Source organism: Gardnerella sp. DNF00354, assembly GCF_049262755.1.
Lineage (GTDB): Bacteria > Actinomycetota > Actinomycetes > Actinomycetales > Bifidobacteriaceae > Bifidobacterium > Bifidobacterium vaginale.
Genome location: NZ_CP058402.1, coordinates 1,592,602 through 1,612,611 on the forward strand (window position 1 = coordinate 1,592,602; position 20,010 = coordinate 1,612,611).

Annotated in this window: 20 protein-coding genes; 8 read left to right on the top strand and 12 right to left on the bottom strand. The window is 45.2% G+C overall.

Going from position 1 to position 20,010, the window contains the following annotated elements; translation table 11 throughout:
• Positions 1–40: 40 nt before the first annotated feature.
• From HXT24_RS06360 to trmD, 5 genes are all read left to right on the top strand, one after another.
• Positions 41–1,270 carry an endonuclease/exonuclease/phosphatase family protein gene (locus HXT24_RS06360; protein ID WP_422119370.1) on the top strand — a complete coding sequence of 410 codons (1,230 nt, stop codon included), beginning with the start codon at positions 41–43 and terminating at the stop codon, positions 1,268–1,270.
• Positions 1,271–1,660: 390 nt separating this feature from the next.
• Positions 1,661–2,122, top strand: a complete 462-nt coding sequence (gene rpsP, locus HXT24_RS06365) for a 30S ribosomal protein S16 (protein ID WP_004114571.1) — start codon at positions 1,661–1,663, stop codon at positions 2,120–2,122.
• 2 nt (positions 2,123–2,124) lie between these two features.
• The gene (locus HXT24_RS06370) at positions 2,125–2,358 is read left to right on the top strand and encodes an RNA-binding protein (RefSeq protein ID WP_004113470.1); all 234 of its coding nucleotides are present in this window, start codon (positions 2,125–2,127) and stop codon (positions 2,356–2,358) included.
• Positions 2,355–2,951, top strand: a complete 597-nt coding sequence (rimM, locus tag HXT24_RS06375) for a ribosome maturation factor RimM (protein ID WP_422119371.1) — start codon at positions 2,355–2,357, stop codon at positions 2,949–2,951. The genes HXT24_RS06370 and rimM overlap by 4 nt, the downstream gene beginning before the upstream one ends.
• 32 nt (positions 2,952–2,983) lie before the next feature.
• Complete coding sequence (gene trmD / locus HXT24_RS06380; protein WP_422119372.1) at positions 2,984–3,808, top strand: tRNA (guanosine(37)-N1)-methyltransferase TrmD; 825 nt, start codon at positions 2,984–2,986, stop codon at positions 3,806–3,808.
• Between the two features lie 3 nt (positions 3,809–3,811).
• Here trmD and HXT24_RS06385 read toward each other — a convergent pair whose 3' ends face one another.
• On the bottom strand, positions 3,812–4,393 hold the full coding sequence (locus tag HXT24_RS06385) for an RsmD family RNA methyltransferase (protein ID WP_422119373.1): 582 nt from the start codon (positions 4,391–4,393) through the stop codon (positions 3,812–3,814).
• A 231-nt stretch (positions 4,394–4,624) separates the two neighbouring features.
• Between HXT24_RS06385 and HXT24_RS06390 the strand changes: the two genes are divergently transcribed.
• Positions 4,625–5,563 (top strand): nucleoside hydrolase, encoded by a 939-nt coding sequence (locus tag HXT24_RS06390; RefSeq protein WP_422119374.1) that lies wholly within the window; start codon positions 4,625–4,627, stop codon positions 5,561–5,563.
• Positions 5,564–5,591: 28 nt separating this feature from the next.
• Positions 5,592–7,013: an MFS transporter gene (locus HXT24_RS06395; protein ID WP_004113477.1), complete on the top strand. Its 1,422-nt coding sequence runs from the start codon at positions 5,592–5,594 to the stop codon at positions 7,011–7,013.
• A 125-nt stretch (positions 7,014–7,138) separates the two neighbouring features.
• Here the strand turns inward: HXT24_RS06395 and HXT24_RS06400 are convergent, their stop codons facing one another.
• The 6 genes from HXT24_RS06400 to mvk form a co-directional block, all read right to left on the bottom strand.
• A complete protein-coding gene (locus HXT24_RS06400; protein ID WP_101886566.1) occupies positions 7,139–8,287 on the bottom strand; it encodes a PfkB family carbohydrate kinase in 1,149 nt (382 codons plus the stop codon).
• A 235-nt stretch (positions 8,288–8,522) separates the two neighbouring features.
• The gene (locus HXT24_RS06405) at positions 8,523–10,991 is read right to left on the bottom strand and encodes an ATP-dependent DNA helicase RecG (protein WP_422119375.1); all 2,469 of its coding nucleotides are present in this window, start codon (positions 10,989–10,991) and stop codon (positions 8,523–8,525) included.
• Between the two features lie 95 nt (positions 10,992–11,086).
• A complete protein-coding gene (rpmB, locus tag HXT24_RS06410; protein WP_004105392.1) occupies positions 11,087–11,281 on the bottom strand; it encodes a 50S ribosomal protein L28 in 195 nt (64 codons plus the stop codon).
• 144 nt (positions 11,282–11,425) lie between these two features.
• Entirely contained in the window at positions 11,426–13,897 is a 2,472-nt protein-coding gene (gene fni / locus HXT24_RS06415; protein WP_422119376.1) for a type 2 isopentenyl-diphosphate Delta-isomerase, read from the bottom strand.
• Positions 13,894–15,033: a diphosphomevalonate decarboxylase gene (gene mvaD / locus HXT24_RS06420; RefSeq protein WP_422119377.1), complete on the bottom strand. Its 1,140-nt coding sequence runs from the start codon at positions 15,031–15,033 to the stop codon at positions 13,894–13,896. Before mvaD ends, fni begins: the two co-directional genes overlap by 4 nt.
• 66 nt (positions 15,034–15,099) lie before the next feature.
• Complete coding sequence (gene mvk, locus HXT24_RS06425) at positions 15,100–16,257, bottom strand: mevalonate kinase (protein WP_422119378.1); 1,158 nt, start codon at positions 16,255–16,257, stop codon at positions 15,100–15,102.
• A gap of 379 nt (positions 16,258–16,636) precedes the next feature.
• Here mvk and HXT24_RS06430 point away from each other — a divergent pair, with 379 nt between their 5' ends.
• On the top strand, positions 16,637–16,783 hold the full coding sequence (locus HXT24_RS06430; RefSeq protein ID WP_422119379.1) for a hypothetical protein: 147 nt from the start codon (positions 16,637–16,639) through the stop codon (positions 16,781–16,783).
• Here HXT24_RS06430 and rplI read toward each other — a convergent pair.
• The 5 genes from rplI to HXT24_RS06455 all read right to left on the bottom strand — a co-directional run bounded on the left by rplI (position 16,764) and on the right by HXT24_RS06455 (position 19,975).
• A complete protein-coding gene (rplI, locus tag HXT24_RS06435; protein WP_004121179.1) occupies positions 16,764–17,210 on the bottom strand; it encodes a 50S ribosomal protein L9 in 447 nt (148 codons plus the stop codon). The genes HXT24_RS06430 and rplI overlap by 20 nt on opposite strands.
• Before the next feature lie 16 nt (positions 17,211–17,226).
• Positions 17,227–17,475, bottom strand: coding sequence for a 30S ribosomal protein S18 (gene rpsR / locus HXT24_RS06440; protein ID WP_004105399.1), 249 nt, complete (start codon positions 17,473–17,475; stop codon positions 17,227–17,229).
• 223 nt (positions 17,476–17,698) lie between these two features.
• Positions 17,699–18,373 (bottom strand): single-stranded DNA-binding protein, encoded by a 675-nt coding sequence (ssb, locus tag HXT24_RS06445; RefSeq protein ID WP_019261511.1) that lies wholly within the window; start codon positions 18,371–18,373, stop codon positions 17,699–17,701.
• A 94-nt stretch (positions 18,374–18,467) separates the two neighbouring features.
• Positions 18,468–18,764: a 30S ribosomal protein S6 gene (gene rpsF / locus HXT24_RS06450; RefSeq protein ID WP_004112977.1), complete on the bottom strand. Its 297-nt coding sequence runs from the start codon at positions 18,762–18,764 to the stop codon at positions 18,468–18,470.
• 194 nt (positions 18,765–18,958) lie between these two features.
• Positions 18,959–19,975 (bottom strand): ribose-phosphate diphosphokinase, encoded by a 1,017-nt coding sequence (locus HXT24_RS06455; RefSeq protein ID WP_004121184.1) that lies wholly within the window; start codon positions 19,973–19,975, stop codon positions 18,959–18,961.
• Positions 19,976–20,010 lie beyond the last annotated feature (35 nt).

A 20,010-nucleotide genomic window follows, 5' to 3' on the forward strand; every position in this document is an offset into this window, starting at 1 on the left:
TGAATAACGCAAATAAACATATAATCCAAACAATCAGTAGATGATTTACGCGATTTTACTTGCGATTTTACTTGTTGCACTTGTTTTGCTTCTAGCTTGGCAGCTACTTAGGTGGCTGCCAGCTGGAGCGGATAGACTAAAGCCACTGCCCTATGTTATTGCGTTGCTTCCAATTGCGCCGTTTTGCGCTGTGCTTGGGCTAGTCGTTAGCGCTGTGGCTGCGGTTGCAACGCGCTCGCAAAATGAATTTTATAAATCTTATGTACTCTTGTGCGTTGCATATGCTGTGTTGTTCTTAATCTCTTTAAAATCGTATACGCCGTATTGGGCAGTAAGATTGCGGAAACAAATTCAAGAACACTTCCCCGCATTTGTTTACCAAAACAGCAAAAACGGGAACAAACGCGGGAACACATGCCCGCATTTGTTTACCAAAACAGCAAAAACGGAAACAAACGCGGGAACACATGCCCGCATTTGTTTACCAAAACAGCAAAAACGGAAACAAACGTGGGAAAATACTCTAGAGCGTCAATTAGAAAAATCGAGAGAAATCCGCGTTATGACGCTTAATTGCAGATATGGTCGCGCAAACGCAAGTCAAATAATAAAGTTAGCAAAAACGCATAAAATCGATACGATTCTTTTACAAGAAGTAAGCAAAAAACTTGTAAAAAACCTTGAAAAACTTGGGATTAAACACGATTTTGCGCATGTGCAATTGGGAAGCGCGAACGGACATGAAAATGGCGGCTTTAACGCGATTTATACGCGATTAAGCAATGTTAAATCTTTTGGTAAGTCGATTAAAATTGATGCAGCAAACGTGCCAATTGTTACGGCGGTTACTTGCGACTCATCCGCGGAAAATCTTTTAATAACATTCGCTTCTGCGCATCCAAAGTCACCTATGCGCGGATGTGCGGCTTGGAGCAACGGAATAATGGCGCTTGCAAAAATCGGCGAAAATCATAATGAAAACAACGTCAAAGACGTCAAAAAAGTCACAATAATCGGCGGAGACTTAAACTCTACTCCAGATCACCCAAGCTTTAGAGCGCTACTAAAATCAGGCTTTTTAGACGCATCAATGCAAATCGGCAAGCGACTAAAGACTTGGCCAACGTGGCAGAAATGGCCGAATCTTGCACTTGACCATGTGCTAGTAAAATCAACAGGATGCAACGCTATAGCCACAGAGCAACGCGCGATTCGCGTGGATGGAAGCGACCACTTTGCGTTAATCGTTTGCGTTTCAATCCACATCTAGCTCTATTCCTCACGGATATTAGTAGCCGCTCGGCTGATTTGGCACATAAAGTCCACTGGACTTTATGCTTGAGCCAAATCACGCTTTGAAGGAGCTTGAAATGCGTTATGCAATTTCAAGCTCAGTCAAAGCGCTTCTTCACGCGAATAACTATGCTCTTTGCATACAATACCCCACTAAGTCAGGTAGAGATTCGAGATTTTTCGCAGCGAATGAGATGTTTCGCTCGCGCGGTCTAAGCGCGCGAACGTCCACGCAATCAGTCATAATAGAAAAGTTATTCGCGTGAATCGAAGCCCTCTTATCGACCACGCGAGGAACAGTGGAACTCGCAAGGAGTGCCCCACACCCGAGCGAAATTCTACGACTCTAGTTATAAGGAGAGCCATTTTGGCAACCAAGATTCGTCTTAAGAGATTGGGCAAGAAGTTCTACGCCTTCTATCGCGTTGTAATTTCTGATTCACGCAACAAGCGTAACGGCAAGTCCATCGAAGAGATCGGCATCTACGATCCAAACAAGCAGCCATCTTTGATTCAGATTAAGTCTGACCGCGCACAGTACTGGCTTGGCGTTGGCGCACAGCCAACCGAACCAGTGTTGAAGCTGCTAAAGATTACTGGCGATTGGCAGAAGTTCAAGGGTCTTGAAGGTGCAGAAGGCACTTTGAAGACTGGCGAAGCTGGTCCAGACGCACAGGCTCGCGTTGAGGCTGTAGAAGCCGAAGCTCAGAAGCTTAAGGCTGCTAAGTCCGAAGCCGCTGCAAAGGCTCAGGCTGCTGCAGAAGCCGCTAAGAACGAAGCTGAAGAAGCTCCAGCAGCAGATGCTGAAGCCGAGGAAAAGGCTGAGTAATTATGCTGGCTCAAGCTGTGGAACATCTCATTAAAAACATCGTTGATTTTCCAGATGACGTGTCCGTGCGTTCTCACGAAAACGCTCGCGGCGAACTCTTGCGCGTGCGCGTAAATCCAGAAGACATCGGTAGAGTTATTGGAAGAAACGGTCGTACCGCTAATGCCATTCGCGTTGTTGTACAGGCTTTAAGCCGCCACAACGTTCGCGTAGACATTATGGACGTACGTAAGTGAGATTGAACGTGGCTAAAAACCAACTTTTTGACAACCCTCAGCAAGGTTCAAACAACCTACTGAGGGTTTGTCGTATTGGAAAAGCGCAAGGACTAAAAGGCGAAGTCACTGTCCAAATTTTTACCGACGAACCTCATGAGCGCTTTAAAGCAGGCAATGTGCTTTACACGCAAGACGGCGAGCGCGAGTTTACAATCGAGTCTGCGCGAACGTTTAAAAGCCGTTGGATTTTGCTTTTTGAACAAAGTCTAAATCGCAACGATGCAGAGGCCTTAAACGGCTTGGAGCTTTACACTAAGGCTCAAAGCGCGCAAGAGTTAGAGCAAGAAAATGCTTGGTATATTAAGGATTTGGTGGGTCTTAGCGCGCGCATTTGTGAGAATAATTCACTTGGAGTTGCGCCGCGTGAAATCGGCAAAGTCGTAGACGTTATTGATGGTGCTCAATCATTGCTTAAAATCCGACTTTCAACTCCTGTTGGCGATGAGAAAACTGCGCTAGTGCCTTTCGTTCAAGCACTGGTTCCAGAAGTTAATCTTAAAGAAAAATATTTGACTTTAGATCCTCCAGGTGGATTAATCCCAGGAATCTAAAACACATGATTTAAGCTTAAAGGCTTTATAAAATGCAAATCGACATAATCTCCGTGTTCCCTGAATATTTTCGCATGCTAGATCTGAGCTTGCTTGGTAAAGCGCAAGATAATGGCTTGCTTAAAATCAACGCGTATAATCTTAGAAAATGGACGCATGACGTTCACCAATCTGTTGATGATACGCCAGTTGGGGGCGGCGCTGGAATGGTTATGAAGCCAGAAGTGTGGGCGGAATGCCTTGATGAGCTGCTTTATAATGGAGATGACGCCGATAATGACGATAACAAAGCCGATAATGGCGATAACGGCACAGTTCTAATCTTCCCAAACCCTTCTGCCCCACTGTTTTCGCAAAAAGACGCTACACAATTAGCAAGCGCAAAGCGACTCGTATTTGGGTGCGGACGCTACGAAGGCTATGACGCGCGAATCCCAGAATACTATAAATCGCGCGGAGTAGATGTGCGCGAATATTCCATTGGCGACTACGTTCTTAACGGCGGAGAAGTGGCTGTTAGCGTTATGGTAGAGGCCATTACGCGCTTGATTCCAGGCTTTATGGGTAACCCAGAGTCGATTGTTGAAGAGTCGTACACTGGCGCGGATGCGATTCTTGAGCATCACCAATACACTCGTCCCACAACTTGGCGCGACATTAGCGTGCCTGCGATTCTTACTTCGGGCGACCACGCTAAAGTGAATCGATTCCGCAGAGATGATGCACTAGCGCGCACTAGCCGGATTAGACCAGATTTGATTGAGAAACTTGATTGCAAGTCGCTTAGTAAGCAGGATAGAAAAACTCTGATTAGCCTTGGGTGGGAGGTTTCTGGCGATTCACCAAAACGCCTATAAAGGTCAATTAGTAGATTGAATGAACATAACAGCAGTTTCGCCATAGTTGCGCGTGTCGAAAATCTCCCACCCAGCACAAATCTTAGGCGCAACACTGCGCGCGCTACGCTCTAAAACAATAAGCGTGTCAGCTGCGGCACTTACAACTCCCTTACTGACCATATTCTCAATCAAAAGCTCAACTTGCTCTGTCTCTAATGCGTACGGCGGATCTATAAACACCAAATCGAAAGCTTCGCCGCTGTAGTCTTGCACAAACTGCTCCGCGCGCTTTTTATTTACGCGAGCGCTTAAATCTTCACTCCACGCGCCTTGACTTTGTAGTACTTTAACAGTTTTTGTTATTAACGCCGCCGCAGCTGCGTTCGCTTCTACGCACACGAGTTCTTTTGCGCCCCTAGAAATCGCCTCAATGCCTAACGCCGCGGTTCCGGCAAATAAGTCGAGTACGCGAGCGCCATCGCATACTCCCCATGAGTCGAGTCTAGAAAAAATCGCCTCTTTTGTGCGATCTGTTGTTGGTCTTGTACATGACTTTGCAGCGCATAATGGCGTGCCTTTAAATCTTCCTGCAATTACGTGCATGTTTCAAGCATATCATTTTAAATTATTTAGACTTGTGTCGAATTTTGTTATTGATATACTTGGAACGGTCATTTGTTTATTTATATAAACAAATGTTGCTTAGCACAGGTTTCTGACGATTTATCCCAGACTACGCTAAACAATGAAGTTTGCTAAAAAGCCTAAGCATAAAATATCTAAATCCCATCTACAACTGACATATCAATATAACTAAACAACTAAGGAGTTAAAATGACCTCAATCATTCTAGATTGCGATCCAGGTCATGACGACGCTATGGCTATTCTGCTAGCGCTTGGCAATCCAAACATCGATTTGCTTGGCGTAACAACAGTCGGCGGCAATCAAAGCCTAGAAAAGGTGACTTACAATGCGCGAGCAACGCTAGAAATGGCACATGCTACAAATATCCCTGTGCACGCAGGTTGCGACCGCCCAATGATCCGTCCTCTAGAAGTTGCTGCTGCTGTTCACGGAGAAACTGGCTTGGATGGCGTGACTCTGCCAGAGCCGACTCGTCCTTTAGATGAGGGACACGCAGTAAACTGGATTATTGACACAATAATGAGTCATGAGCCAGGCACGATCACACTTGTACCAACTGGACCTCTTACAAACATCGCTATGGCAGTTCGCTTAGAGCCACGAATCGTTAGCCGAGTTAAGGAAGTCGTTCTCATGGGCGGCGGCTATCACGTTGGCAATTGGAGCGCAGTTGCAGAGTTTAACATTAAGGTAGATCCTGAAGCCGCTCACGTTGTGTTTAATGAAGATTGGCCTATTACAATGGTTGGTCTTGATTTAACTCATCAGGCACTTTGCACTCCAGAAGTACAAGCTAGGATTGACGCTATCGGTACGCCTCTTTCTGCTTTTGCAAGCGGATTGATGGACTTCTTCCGTAAGGCATACAAGAACAACCAAGACTTTATCGACCCACCAGTTCACGATCCTTGCACGGTTGCATATTTGATAGATCACAGCGTTGTACAAACTCGCAGATGCCCTGTAGACGTTGAGATTAATGGAGATTTGACGCTTGGCATGACGGTAGCAGATTTGCGTGGACCAGAGCCATCGGCTGACAAGTGCCATACTCAAGTGGCAACTAAACTCGACTTTAACAAGTTCTGGGATTTGATTATTGACGCTTTAAAAGAATTGAAATAATTGAGGTAATTGAAAATAGAGGTTAATCATGACTGAGGTTTCATCTAAAAAACCATCTATGCTGGATAAGGGTGGACGATCAATCGTAGCGCTTATGGTAGCGCTGCTTGTGGCGATTTTCGCATTCCAGCTTAACGCATCTATGCTTTCTCCAGCTCTAGCAACAATGACTCGAGAGCTTAAAACAACGGATTCTCAAATCGCCTTAACGCAAACAGTATTCTTTACTGCAGCAGCATTATTCTCGCTGTTCTTGCCGCGTTTAGCTGATCTTGTTGGACGAAAAAAGGTTCTTACTGGAATTTTAATCTCCACTATTTTGGGTTGTGCAGTTAGCGCTATTGCGCCAAATGTAACAGTTCTTATGATTGGACGAATCCTTCAAGGAGCAAGCGGACCTGTTGTGCCAATGTGCTTGATTATGCTTCGCGTGCGCGTTAGTGAAGAAAAACGCTACGCAAAGCTAATGGCAATTCTGACTTCTGTGAACGGCGGTATTGCAGGCGTTGATGCGCTTCTTGGCGGCTGGCTTGCAGGAAACTTTGGCTTTAGATCCGTATTCTGGACTATGGCAGCAATTGGTATAATCGCTGTTCTTTTGGTTGCTTTCTATGCTGAAGAATCCCATGCTCAAGATACTCCAAAGATGGATTGGGTTGGAGTTGTAACCCTTGGCATAGCATTCCTAGCAGCATATCTTGCTATCAACGAGATTGGTAAACTTGCTGGCGCGAATTTGAGTCTTGTAGCAGGTCTTGTGGTTCTTGCAGCAGTATTCTTTGTAGTGTTCTGGAACGTAGAGGGCAAAAACTCTGCTCCTCTTGTTTCTACAAAATATATGAGTCAACGCCGCACTTGGGGCTTGCTTTCTTGCACACTTCTTACTATGACTGGAGTATTTGCAATTATGAACGGCGTTGTTCCACAGCTAGCTCAAGATGCTAAGGCTGGCGCTGGAATGGGTGCGGACATCGTAAGCTTCGCAACTCTTACCCCTTACGCAATCATCGGCTTCGTGTTTGGACCTGTTGCGGGTATGCTTGCTGCAAAGTTCGGGTATCGTCTGGTGCTGCGTGCTGGAATTCTTGTGAGCGTTCTTGGCGTGGTATTTGGAATTTATGTTGCAGCCTCGCCTTCTGTTTGGGCGCTTGTAGTGCTTTCTTTGTGGCTTGGTATAAGTTATGCTGGCGTTGCAAACATTATGCTTAACGGTCTTGGAATTGTGCTTTCGCCAAAGGATAATCCTGGATATTTGCCTGGAATGAATGCTGGCGCGTTTAATCTTGGTGCAGGCTTGAGCTTTGCGATTCTTTACGCTGTTATGACTAATTTTGTACAATCTGCTGGAGCATCAGCTGGATATATTGCTTCGATGGTTGCTGGAATCGTGCTACTTGCTTTGGCGTTTGCATGCTCGTTCTTGATTCCTAAGCCAGAAGATTGCGAGTGATTCACTAATCTAATTCATTCGTTTTCATTCTTTTAATAATTGCCTGAGAATGTTGCAGAAATCATATTTTGCGCACCATTCTCAGGCTAATTTTTTGCTCAACACCAAAGGTAGAGATTCGGCACTCACACGCGCTCGTGAATGTTTTCCATTCTCTCCATTACAAGCTCTGGAGTCATCGACTCGTGCACAGCTTCTACTGACTCCGTGTTAAGAGCTGCGGCGGCTACAGCGAATCGCCCTGTCTTTGTGTTATCAAAATGATTATACCTAGCGTAGATCAACGCCGCTGTAGCAGCATCGCTTGATCCATTGTCGTTGCCAACCGCGCGCACGCCTTCTCCACCGTTTCCGCGCGCAACAATCATTCTTTGTACACGTTTTAGCGGTACGGGATAGAACGCTACTCCCTCGTCCGCTACGCCATACGCTACTCCCTCGCGCCCCGAGTTAACAAACACATGTCCAACTCCGCGTTTTAGCAATACCTTAGCGCATCTTACTGCAGATTTTTCGTCTACCGCACAAATGCCTGTTAACGCCTGCGATTCGGCTGTGTCTAATATGAGTGTGTCTATGCAGTGTAGTCTGGAAAGTATTCGTGGAGCTTTTGCGTCGGTTATTGCGCGCACCATTATTGGTCTGTGATAGTTGTCGCACACCCATTCAAAGGATTTTTGTGAAATGTTGGTGTCTAGTGCAACTATGTCTGCGTTTTCTATTATCGATATTCTTTCGCGCAAGAAGTCTGGTGTCATGTAATCGTAGATGCTCATATCGTCTAGTGCTAAAAGCCTTTGCCCCGATGCGTCTCCTACATACATGTATGATGCTGTCATTGCGTCTGGTAGCTGCTTTGAGTATCCTATTTCTAATCCGTTTACAGACGCGTCGACTTTGAATAATTCTCCGTTGTGGTCGCCGCCGTACACGGATACTAGGCTTACTCGTGTGTTCATTCTTTCTAGTGCCACAGCTATGTTTCGTCCGACTCCGCCTAGCGCGTATCGTACTTTTGCAGCGTTTGAAGTGTAGTCCATTAGGTCTCCGCACGCGATTCCCAGAACGTCCATACTTATTCCGCCTATTACTGTTACGTAGCTAGGTGGTGTGACTATATATCCTTTTCCTCTAAGGTATCCTTTGCGAATAAGATTGGAAATGTGTGCAGCTACGCCTGATCTTGTTATTCCTGCTAGGTCTGCAAGTTCTTGCTGACTAATCATAGGGTTCTGTTGAATCCACGATAGAATTTGTTGTTCGCGCTCAGTCATCTTTGCCTCATCTCTCGCGATTTTACCTTTCTATATATCTAGGATATTCAAAAATTGTTTTTTTCGCACGTTTATTGTGAAAATATATATTATTTTTTTATTTATTATTTTTTATTTGGCGTCTGGGTGTTGAATCGTTATCAGCCGCTTTTAATAGTGCTTTCAGCTTATTAAAAGCGATTTTTGTACAAAACTACTTGGGCAATCTGTGTTTTATTAATCTGATTTTATGAATCTAATTGCTTAGTATTGCTGTGCTGCTACCTTGCGTAAAGTCTAAGACTGCTCCAGCTGTTTGTGGATGTTCTAGTAAGTTTGGGTCGTGTTCTAGTAGCTTGTTTGCGTCCTCTCTTGCTTCTGCAATGATTTTTGCGTCTTTTACTACTCTTAATAGTTTTAGACTGGATTTTCCACCTGACTGGCTGTCTCCTAGAACGTCTCCAACGTTTCTTAATTCTAGGTCTTTTTGGGCTATTATGGCGCCGTCTAACGAGTTTTCTACTACTTGTAAACGTTCAGCTGCTAACTGGTTGTTTGGTGCGTTTGAAACTAGGAAAGCCCAGGATTGTGTGCCTGAACGTCCAACTCGTCCTCTGAGCTGGTGTAGTTGCGCTAGCCCGAAGCGGTCTGCGTCGAAAATCACTATACAACTGGCTTTTGCTACGTCTACTCCGACTTCTATAACCGTTGTGGAAACTAGGATTTGTATTTGTCCACTGTCGAATTTGTGCATTATTTCGCGTTTTTCTTCGTCGCTTGTACGACCTGTTAGTTGTGCGAATTTTACGCCTTTGAATTGCGGTAGGTTTTGTAAGCGTTTTGATATTTGTAAAACTGTGTGTACTTCTCGCTGTGTGATTTGTGTATTTTGTGAATTTAGTGTGTATGAGTCTTGGTTTTCTTGGTAGACTGCATCCGCATTATTGTAAGTATTGTAAGTATTATCGTTGTTTTCTTCAGTGTCTTCACTGTCTATTCGAGCACATACAACGTATGCTCGCTCTCCTGCATCGATTCTGGAGCGAATGTGGTAGAACATGGATGCCATCTTGTGCGAGTCTTCTTCGTTTATTACAAAGGTGCGGATTGGTTTGCGTCCGCCTGGAAGCTCTGTTAAATAGGATGCGTCTAGATCTCCGAACCATGTCATTGCTGCGGATCGCGGTATTGGTGTGGCTGTCATAACTAACAAGTGTGGAACCGCGTTTCCGCTTATCTTGCGTAGTAGTGTGTCTCGTTGTTCTACGCCAAATCTGTGCTGTTCGTCGATTATCACCAGCGCTAGGTTTGTTGGTTTAAAGCTTGCGGAGAAAGCTGCGTGTGTTGCCACAATAATCGCTGGCTTTCCACTTGCTACTTTTGCTAGTGCACTTCGTCTGCTGGCTAGCTTCATTCCGCCTGTTATGAGCGTTATTTCAACGTTTAGCCCTGCACGCTCAATCATCTGTTGTAGGTTTGTGGCGTGCTGTGATGCTAATACTTGTGTTGGGGCTATTAGTACTGCTTGGTGTCCTGATCCTACGGCTTGTAGCATTGCGCTCATTGCTACTATTGTTTTTCCGGAGCCGACTTCTCCTTGTAATAGGCGTCTCATTGGGCGTTGTTCTTTAGGGAACTGTTCTGTATTTCGCTGTTCTGTATTTCGCTGTTCCGCACTGCGTATTGTGTTTTGCGCGCGCTGCATATCTGCTGTTATTTCGGCAATAACGTTTTTTTGTCCTTCTGTTAACTCGAATGGTAGGCTTTCTTCAAAGTGTTTTCTTAGCTCGCTGTTTTCGCACGCGTATGACTTATTTTCCCCTGATTTTTTGCGTGATTGCAAAACTGCTATTTGTGATATGAATGCTTCTTCGTAGCGCATTGTGTGTATTGCGTTTTCAAAGTCGTTTTTGTTTTGTGGGTTGTGGATTGATTCGAATGCTGCTGCGCGGTGCATTAGGTTTCTACTGTTTGTCACGAATTGTGGCAGAACGTCTGGCAAAATATCTGAAAGAACATCTGTATCGGGAACATCTGTATCGGGAACATCTGTATCGGGAACATCTGTAGCATCAACTTTAGAATCGCCGGAATCGCAATTCTTAAAAAGTTGCAATAATCCTAAAATCGTATCGTGAATATGTTCACTAGATATTCTCGAATTTGCGTGGTAAATCGGTTGTGGGGCGCAAAGTTTTTCAATCCCTTCTTCTACACTTTGCACAGAAAAATCATCGCTGCTTTGCATGCGCGCATCAGTATTATAAGCAGAATCATCGCTTTCGCCACTCTTTGCTCGAACAGTTAGAATCTGCGGATGTGTAAACTGTAGTCTCCCATTGAACTCGCCGCTTGTGCCTCCTACAACAACGGTTTGTCCTACTGCAATTCTGCCACTAACCCATTGCACGTATTGTCTGTTCTTTGAAAAATACACAATCTGTGCTTGTGCTGCATCTTGCGCTACGTTTACTTCTAGCCGATATCCTCTTCGCGCCGCCATTTGCACTATGTTTATGGATTGTATTATCGCCGAGAACGCCACTTCTTGCCCTGGAATAATCTGGCTTAAATGCGTGGATTTTAGCGGATTTGTGACTCTAAATGGGTAGTATGTTAGCGCGTCTTTTACTGTGATTACGCCTAGTGATTTTAGGGCAGACGCGCGTCTCTTGTTGCTTATGATTGATGATATTGCTGTGTTTAGTGTTATGCGTGCTGCCATACTTCGATTATAATCATCGTGCTACGATTTAAGCGAAAAATAGGGAAATAAAAAAGCCCCGAGCACTGCTCAGGGCCTTACATCTAACACGCGATTCACGCCTCAACGCGCTGAACCTTGCCTGCCTTAATGCATTTTACGCACACACGAAGGCGAACATTTTCGCCATCAATGGTGGTGCGAACCGGCTGAAGGTTCGGGCGGAAGGTGCGCTTATTGCGGATGTGCGAATGTGAAACGCTGAAACCGGTTTGCGGTCCCTTGCCACATACTGCGCAACGAGCTGCCATAATTGGACTCCTATTTTCTTTGACTTGCAAGTCTTGCGTCGCTCACCCACGCAAACCGCCCACGCGACTAACCGACGCTAAATCGCATAAACAAATAAGCATGCTTGAACGCACAACTACACAAGTATATCACCACGTCCGACATTAAAGCGCGCACGACTTATCTTCAATCAAAATCCGCGAATTTTCGCGCAAATCCTCAATATTCTTGCATCCAAGCAACGCCATAATCACACGAATCTGCGCCTTCCAAGACTCAATTTGCTCAACAAGCGCATCTTCTCCTTCGCTAATAAGCGTGTGCAAAAATTCGCCAGCAACTCCAGCAGCGCTTGCACCAAGCCGCAATGAGCGCACAACATCAAGCGGTGTTCTCACTCCTCCGCTTGCAAACACTTGCATTTGCGCACTATCGCGCGGCTCGCGCAAAATCTCATCGCATTGCGCTATGTCTATCAACGATTCAACAGTTGTAAGCCCCCAAGAATCGAGGAACTCGTAGCCGCTTTCACGCCCACGCCTTGCGTTTTCAATCGCAACAAAATTCGTGCCGCCGCGTCCGCCAACATCTACAGCGCGCACGCCCACATTTTGCAAGCGCAACACATCCCGAGCGCTCATTCCGCATCCAGTTTCTTTAACAACAACTGGCACTTTCATTGAGTCAAGCGCGCTTACAATTGTCTCAATATTGTTAAGCCACGCACTAAAATCGCGGTCTCCTTCGCTCATCACAAGCTCTTGTGCCGCGTTTAGGTGGATTTGTAATGCGTTTGCTTGCAAAATTTCTACGGCTTTAATTGCCTGCTCAGCGCTTGCTCCTGCGCTTACATTCGCCATTACAAATCCTTGCGGATTAAAGCGACGAATCACACTGAATGTTTCTGCAAGCCGCGGATTTTTAAGCGCTGCGCTTAGCGAGCCAGAAGCCATTGCTAAGCCAGTTTTTGCAGCTACTCTTGCTAGCGACTCGTTTATATTTTCGCCTTTTTTGCTTCCGCCCGTCATTGCGTTAATATACAGCGGAGTATCCCATTTTGTGGTTTCGTCAAACACTCTTACGCTTGTATCCACATCATTTAGCGCTAGTTGTGGCAACGCGTTTGGAATAAATCGTACGTGTTCAAAACCAGACTCCGCTTGCGCATTGTATTGACGATATGCGATTTCTATATGATCGTCTTTGCGTTGTTCAATAAGCGAAAGGTCGCTACTTTCATCAAATTCTGCGACTTTCAGACCAAGCGCCTCAATACCGTTGTTTCGCCATTCTTCTTCAATGCGAGCAGACACAGCATCAAAATCTTCCGCGCGAGCAATCGCGATTCCGCAATCTCCTCCACCTGCGCCGCTTGTTTTTGCTGGCAATCCGACATTATCCGCAACTTCTATTAGCCGCGTGAGTTTTGGCGTTTCGATTAGCGTTCCCGTGATTTCGCCAAGATCTTTTAAAAGCGCACGATTTTGCGCGAATCCGCTTAACAATGCGTCTATGTTCCCGTTTTCTAGCGCATTCGCGATTTTTTGCACGCATTTTTCGCTTTGCACACAAAAATCTTCGTATGTTTTAACGTAAGTCTTAGCGCTTGTTTTAGCAGGATTGTGCGCGGTTAAATCGCCAGATTCCACTCCAGCTTTTACGCTTCCAACGAGCTCCGCGCTGCTGGCGGGACTCCCCGTCCACCCAACTAAGAGTCGTAAGCCTGCGCCTACTTTTAATCGTTTTACTTCAAATCGCGGCCATTTTTTTCTAAGCAGCTTGTGTAGACTTGAGTCGCCGCTTTCAATCATTTCTATTTCTGCTTCAAGCCATTCGCGATTGTACGCTCGGTACATTACCCATCCGCTGTATGTGCTTGCTGCCACGTCTCCGCCGCTTCCCGACTTTTTTACTAGCGACGATGCAATTATGGCTAGTTTGCACAGTTCTGGCGTTGTGAGCGTTAATCCGTACCATTTGCACAGCGCTCGCACAGCCGCCACCGTTACGGCTGCAGATGATCCAAGCCCGTATTTTTTGCCTGTTTTTTTATCGTCTAAATCACTTTCTATTCGTAGATTGTATAGGTTTATGGCTGGATTTCCTTCATCTAGTAGAACGTTTTTTACTTCTTTTGTTTCGCGCGCAAAATTGTCTACTACTTGCATTGCGGAAAATACGTATGAATAGATTTTTTTTAATTTTTTTATTTGAGAATCTTGGTTTTGTTCATCGCTGGTTGCTGGCGACTTTTCCGCTGGCAAGTCGCAAGCATCCGTTGAGTCTTTTGCGCTCATATTTGTATCTTCTGCATCTTTTTCGTCTAAAATAAATTCCCTGCCGAAAATTCCACGCTTCCAATAAAGAGGCTTATAGTTTTTAGACTCACTCGTGATTTTTCCGTAAAATGTTGGTAAATCTAGTTTTTTAAGATTAGTTTTTTCGGATTCTTTTTTATTAAAGTCGCAGCTGTTATACGTTTTTCCATGACTATCACGTATTAGTAGGTTGTCATCGTCAACCGTAACTTTTACATAACGATTCACAGCTGCTACGATTGCAGCGCATCCATCTACAACAGCGTATTCGCCTGCTATGTAAAGTTTTCCAGGCGCTAAAGCTTGCTCATTAGTCATGATTCTCTCCGTATGCTAACGCCACTTCCTGGGCGTGCAATAACAAACTGCGGATTGGATTGCGCAAAGCTGCTAAATGACGGCGATTCCTGCGACTCGCGCAAACGCTTAATCTCACTCAACACGCGCAAACTCAACTCGTTTTTAACTCGCAAAACTTGCTCCGCGCTAGTTAAAACTTTAACATTCGGACCAGCATCCATTGTAGCCCAAACAGGAAGTCCGATTTCATCTCGCATTTTTTGCACAACGTTAAGCACAACATGCGTTTCATCTGTTAAATAGTTTACGCTTTCAGCAGCTGCGCGCATTGCGTCGTGCATTCCTAAAGCGTTTCTCTCCGATACTTCTCCCAATGCTTGAATATCACAATTTTTGATAGCTGATAACGCCGTATTTAGGTCTTTTTTGCAGTTCTTGATCCAGTCTACGTAGATTGGTGATGTTTCTACTGTGCGTCGCATTGCTTCACGGCTTGAAATCTTCTTTTTACTAGAGTTTAAAATAACAGCTACCATTGCAAGTTGAAGCTCTTCTGGTGTTTCGATTGGCTCTGCGTAAGACGTTTCGTCGCTTGTGCCAGCGTTCCATAATACTAATCCGCCGTAAATCGACCTGCATGCTGATCCAGATCCTTTGCGAGCTAGAATCGATAAGTTGCGTGGGCTTAGTTTTAATCCTGCGGCGTATGATGCTGCAGACGCAAGTGCCGCAAAACCAGATGCGCTAGAAGCTAATCCTGCGGCTGTTGGAACTGTGTTTACGCTTACGACTTGTGCTTTGCTCTTAATTCCAGCCATTTTTCGCACAATATCTAGCATTTTTACTATTCGCGTACGCTCTGAACTTTGAAGTAAATCGCCTGTAAAGTTTACTCCGTTTAAACAAATCGAGTCTTCCTCTAGGCAATCATCAAATCGTACTTTGGTTGTTGTGGAAAATCCGTCTAAAGTCAGAGATAATGAGGAAGCATATGGCAAAATCAGAGCTTCATCTCGTTTTCCCCAATATTTGATTAGCGCAATATTTGCGTTTGCCGTAGCTGTAAAAGCGGCTCCGCGATTACTGTTATTAAACGCATCAAAATCATCAAGCACGTTAAACGCTATTTTTGGCTCAATTTCAACGTTTTCCACGCGTATCCTTTCTTAAGTCTTTAGTTTTTAAAGCGCTTTTAAAGCATACTAACGCATTTGTTTTGATTATTGCCCGATTTCTACAATCCACGTTCTAGCTGCTCCAGCGTTTTTAAGCGCTATGCTTACTTTAGACGCATCCTCCTGACTTTGCGCAATGGCTATAATGCATCCACCTCCGCCTCCGCCTGTAAGCTTTGCTCCTAGAGCACCATTTTCGCAAGCATTTTTAACTAGAGCGTCTAAAAATGGCGTACTTATACCTAATTCCGCAAGAATTTTGTGAGCACGAGTCATGCTCGATCCAATATTTTTTATATTGCCAAACTCTAAATCATTCTCTGCGTTAAGAGCGATTTGACCAAGCTCTTGCAAAAGTGCATTTACGATTTTCGGCTGGCTATCGCGTTTTTTGCGTAATGCTTCTACTGTTACTTTTGTTGTTCCTTTGAATCCAGAATCGGCTAGCACAATCCAAGCGCGTATTGTTGGGCTTATGGTCATTCGGCTAAATTTGCCATCTAAGAAGCGAACTGGCTGTTGCAACATAGCACTAGTTGCTGTGGCGTCTAATCCAGATGCTTTCCCGTGCGCAACGCGTTCTGCGTCTTGCGTAATCTCGAATAGTTTTTCATCGCTGGCATTGATACTGTAGTAGTCGAGTATTGCGCGGATCACTGCTCCTGCTGCTGCCGCCGAAGACCCCAATCCTCGCTCTGGAGGAAAATCGCAAGCGGTTTCTATTTGCAATGCTTCGCCCTGCCAATTGGCAAAACGTAATGCCTCTTGTATTGCGGTTTTAATCGACGCGAATCGCGCAGGTGCGCTTCGTAAAAGACCATCAAATCCTAGTGCTTTAAGTGTTATGAGGTTTTGCATCTGGCAGCCAAGGTCTTCTGCTGAATCGCATAATTCTGCTCTTTTGCCTTCGTTTGCTGTGGCGCTTGTGTCGTTGAGTGTTCGTGCACTTGTTACTGTTGCGTGCATCTTAAGATTTTGCAATGGAAGCGCTACTGCGCTGTAGCCGTAAACAACTGAGTGTTCGCCAAAAAGAATCACTTTTGCGCAAGTTGTGCCTCTGCCAACGCGATTTTTTGCGCGCGCAACCACGAGCATACTATTGAACTCGTTCTTGTGCTCTTTATCACGCTCATTCTTGTGCGCATTCTTACTCTCGCACGGATTGGATGCGTGGCAATTCTCTAAAGTGTTGCACTCAGTCACTAATCCTCCTTTGCGACACATATGGTTTATTTGTTGGCACTGCTTAATTGATGCGCGTTTAAGCTTATTTGCCCAACTTTTATAATCTAGTCGCTAAAGCGATTAAACACCACGATTTGCGCTATACGCACACAACACATTCACATTTTCCGCTTCATGTAGTGCGTTTGTATCGCGACACGCTGTAAACTCGGTACAAACTCACTACATAAACTTCCGCACTTTGTAGCTCTAATCAGCGCGTTGAACAACAAACTCGGGAAAACAACTCCGCACTTTGTACCATATTTGACCCAAAACACGTACAAAATGAGGAAGAATAAAAAAAGCTCTGTGTGAGTCGCAGCAAGTAAAACTCGCCACAACTCACACAGAGCCAATGCTTAAGATCAATCCAAATGGATTGCTTCCCAACGCAAATACAGCGCAAATCCTACAAAACTCGCAAATCCGCAAGAATCCTACAAAACTCGCAACACTCGCGTGGGAAGCTGGAACACGTTTAACTACTCAGCTACAACCTTAACAGTAAAGGAAGCAGTGATTTCTGGGTGAAGAGCCACAGTTGCTGGGAATTCGCCAGTGGTCTTGATTGCAGCAACGCTAATAGCGCGTGCTTCAACAGCGGCCTTTGGAGCCAAAGCAGCAGCAATCTTATCGGCGGAAACACCACCGAAGAGCTTGCCAGATTCGCTAACCTTAGCAGCGATTTCCACAACAGTGCCTTCGATTGCTGCCTTAGCTGCAACAGCCTCTTCACGAGTGGCAACAGCCTTAGCCAAGCGAGCGCGGCGCATTGCTTCAATCTGGGAAGCAGCACCCTTATTCCATGCAAAAGCTAAGCCTTGTGGAATCAAGTAGTTACGTGCGTAACCAGCCTTAACAGTAATAACGTCACCAGAGTGACCCAAGTTTGCAACGGTCTTGGTGAGAATAACCTTGGTTTCTGCCATGTTCTTATCCTCTCAATCAGCGACCAGTGGTGGCGTATGGGAGCAAAGCCATTTCGCGAGCGTTCTTAACTGCCTTCGCGATCTTGCGCTGTTCCTGTACGGTTACACCAGTAATACGACGGGAACGAATCTTGCCGCGGTCCGAAACGAACTTGCGCAGCAAAGCAACGTCCTTGTAATCAATTTCAGTAATCTTGGCAGCCTTCAAAGGATTTGGCTTCTTTTTGAAAGGCTTGACCGGTGGTTGCGGCCTCTTACGTGACATAGGATGTCCTCTCTTAAATGCGTTATAAACGTTTATTTTTGTTTATACGCTAAACTGATGTTTTTAAGTTGATAAAAGTCAATTTTTAGTTAGATTTTAAATCAAATTCTAAATTATATTTTAGATTAGACTGGCAAACGCCTAACCAGATAGTCGCAAGCAACCGCGGATTAACCGCCATTATCTCGCCTAGTAAACTAGTAAACTAGTAAACTAGTAAAAACTAGAATTCTGGTTCTTCGTCTGCTCCTCCAAAATCGGAAGTAGCTCCAAACGTAGCAAACCCGTCGTTTGAAGGAGCCGAAGCGCTCCACGGATCTTCAACGTTCACACCCTGATTAGAAGCATTCTGCATAGGAGAACCAGAATTAATGCCAGCAGCAGATGCCGCATTATTCGCATAATTCGCGCCTCCAGCATATCCTCCAGTGTATCCGCCAGCAGCAGCGTTAGCATTAGCGCCACCAGCGTATCCACCAAAGTCTGATCCTTGATTGAATCCACCATTGTTCCCCGCAAAACCGCCTCTAGAGCTCAAACGATTAACTTGAGCGGTAGCAAATCGCAGGGATGGTCCAATTTCGTCAACCATCAAATCGATGCTGTATCGCTTTTCGTTGCTGTTTTTATCAACGTAGTTGTTTGCACGCAACCTACCTTGAACAATAACGCGCATTCCTTTTGCAAGGGTTTGTGCGCAATGCTCAGCTAAGTCTCCCCATGCAACACATCTAAGCGATAATGGTGTGCCATTGATGTAGCTATTTGTTCTTCTGTCAAAAGTCGAAGAATTAGACACAATTGTGAAAGAAGTTCTAACACTGCCGTTAGAACTGGTGGCAGTTTCTGGCTCTTTAGCCAAATTTCCGATCACCGTTATAACAGTTTCTCCAGCCATTGCAGCCTCATTCCCTACTTTAAGACTTTTCTTACTTTGAGATTTTAGAACAAAAATCCAACTTTATTTTGACTTTACTTTGCGTCTTTTGACTTTACTTTGCGTCCTTGCGAAGAATCTTCGTGCGGACTACAGACTCGTTAAGATTCAAAACACGGTCAAGCTCATCGCTAAGAGCTGGCTCAGCAGTGTAATTCACTACAACGTAGTTGCCTTCAGTCTTGCCATCAATCTCATAGGCAAGCTTACGACGACCCCAGTAGTCGGTACCGTCAACGGAACCGCCCTCTTTGGTGACAAGCTCAAGATACTGCTCGGTCAACTTCTTAAGACCGCGCTCATCAAGCTCTGGATCGGCAATGAACATCAGTTCATACTTATGTGCAGACATCACCCACCTCCTTCGGACTATTCGGCTGTGGCATTTCCACAGCAGGAGTGTGTTTGCAAATCGTTCGCAAATTAAGTTACTACGCAATATTACGCAATATTTTTTGCATAATTTTCTGCATATTTAATTTTACGAACAACCTACTAAGTCTACATCATGCTGGCGACTCACCACCGCGCAGCTAATCAACCACACTAATGAGCGTAAATATTTCTATGCTTCATGTCTTCCGGAAGTGCGTTTCTAAGCGAAACAAGCGATCCAGACCTGAACACGGACCTAATTCCAGCAGCAAGAAGAGGCGCAATCGAAAGAACCGTCATATTCTCTAAGCGCTTTTCTTCTGGAACAGGAACAGTGTCTGTCAAAATGATTTCGCGAGCGCCGCAACCTTTAAGTCGCTCTACTGCAGGTCCCGAAAGAAGCGCATGAGTTGCCACCAAAGTAACAGACTTCGCGCCTGCTCCTCTAAGCGTGCGCACAGCTTCACAAATCGTACCAGCCGTGTCAATCATATCGTCTACAACAATGCAATCTCTGCCTTGAATATCGCCAATAATTCCGTGCGCTTCCGCGTGATTTGGCCTTGTTGTATCTCGCGTTTTGTGAATAAACGCTAACGGCAATCCACCCAGCTTTGCAGCCCACTGCTCCGAAACTTTGATTCGCCCAGCGTCTGGGGAAACAATCGTAGTGTTTTCTAGGCTCATAGTGTTGCGAACGTAATCAATCAACACTGGCATTGCTGTTAAGTGGTCTACAGGTCCGTCGAAGAATCCCTGCTCTTGAGCCGCGTGCATGTCTACAGTCAAAATACGAGTAGCTCCAGCGGAACGGAATAAGTCAAACATAAGTCGCGCCGTAATTGGCTCACGACCTTGATGCTTTTTGTCTTGACGCGAATACCCAAAGAAAGGTGCAACAACATTGATGCTACGCGCGGATGCTCGCCTTAAAGAGTCCACCATAAGAAGCTGTTCCATAATCCAATTGTTGATTGGATCGGTGTGCGCTTGTAAAACAAAAACGTCTGCGCCTCGAACTGGCTGCGTAAAGCGCACATACATTTCTCCGTTTGCAAAATCGTAGGCAGTTGTTTCTAGAACGTCTATTCCAAGGTATTTTGCGGTTTCTTCAGCAAGTTGCGGATATGCTCTACCCGTTACTAGCATCATTTGCTTTTTTGGAGTGCCTTCAAGAATTGTTGACATATCTGCCTTCCCATTTGCAAAATCGGTAAAAACGC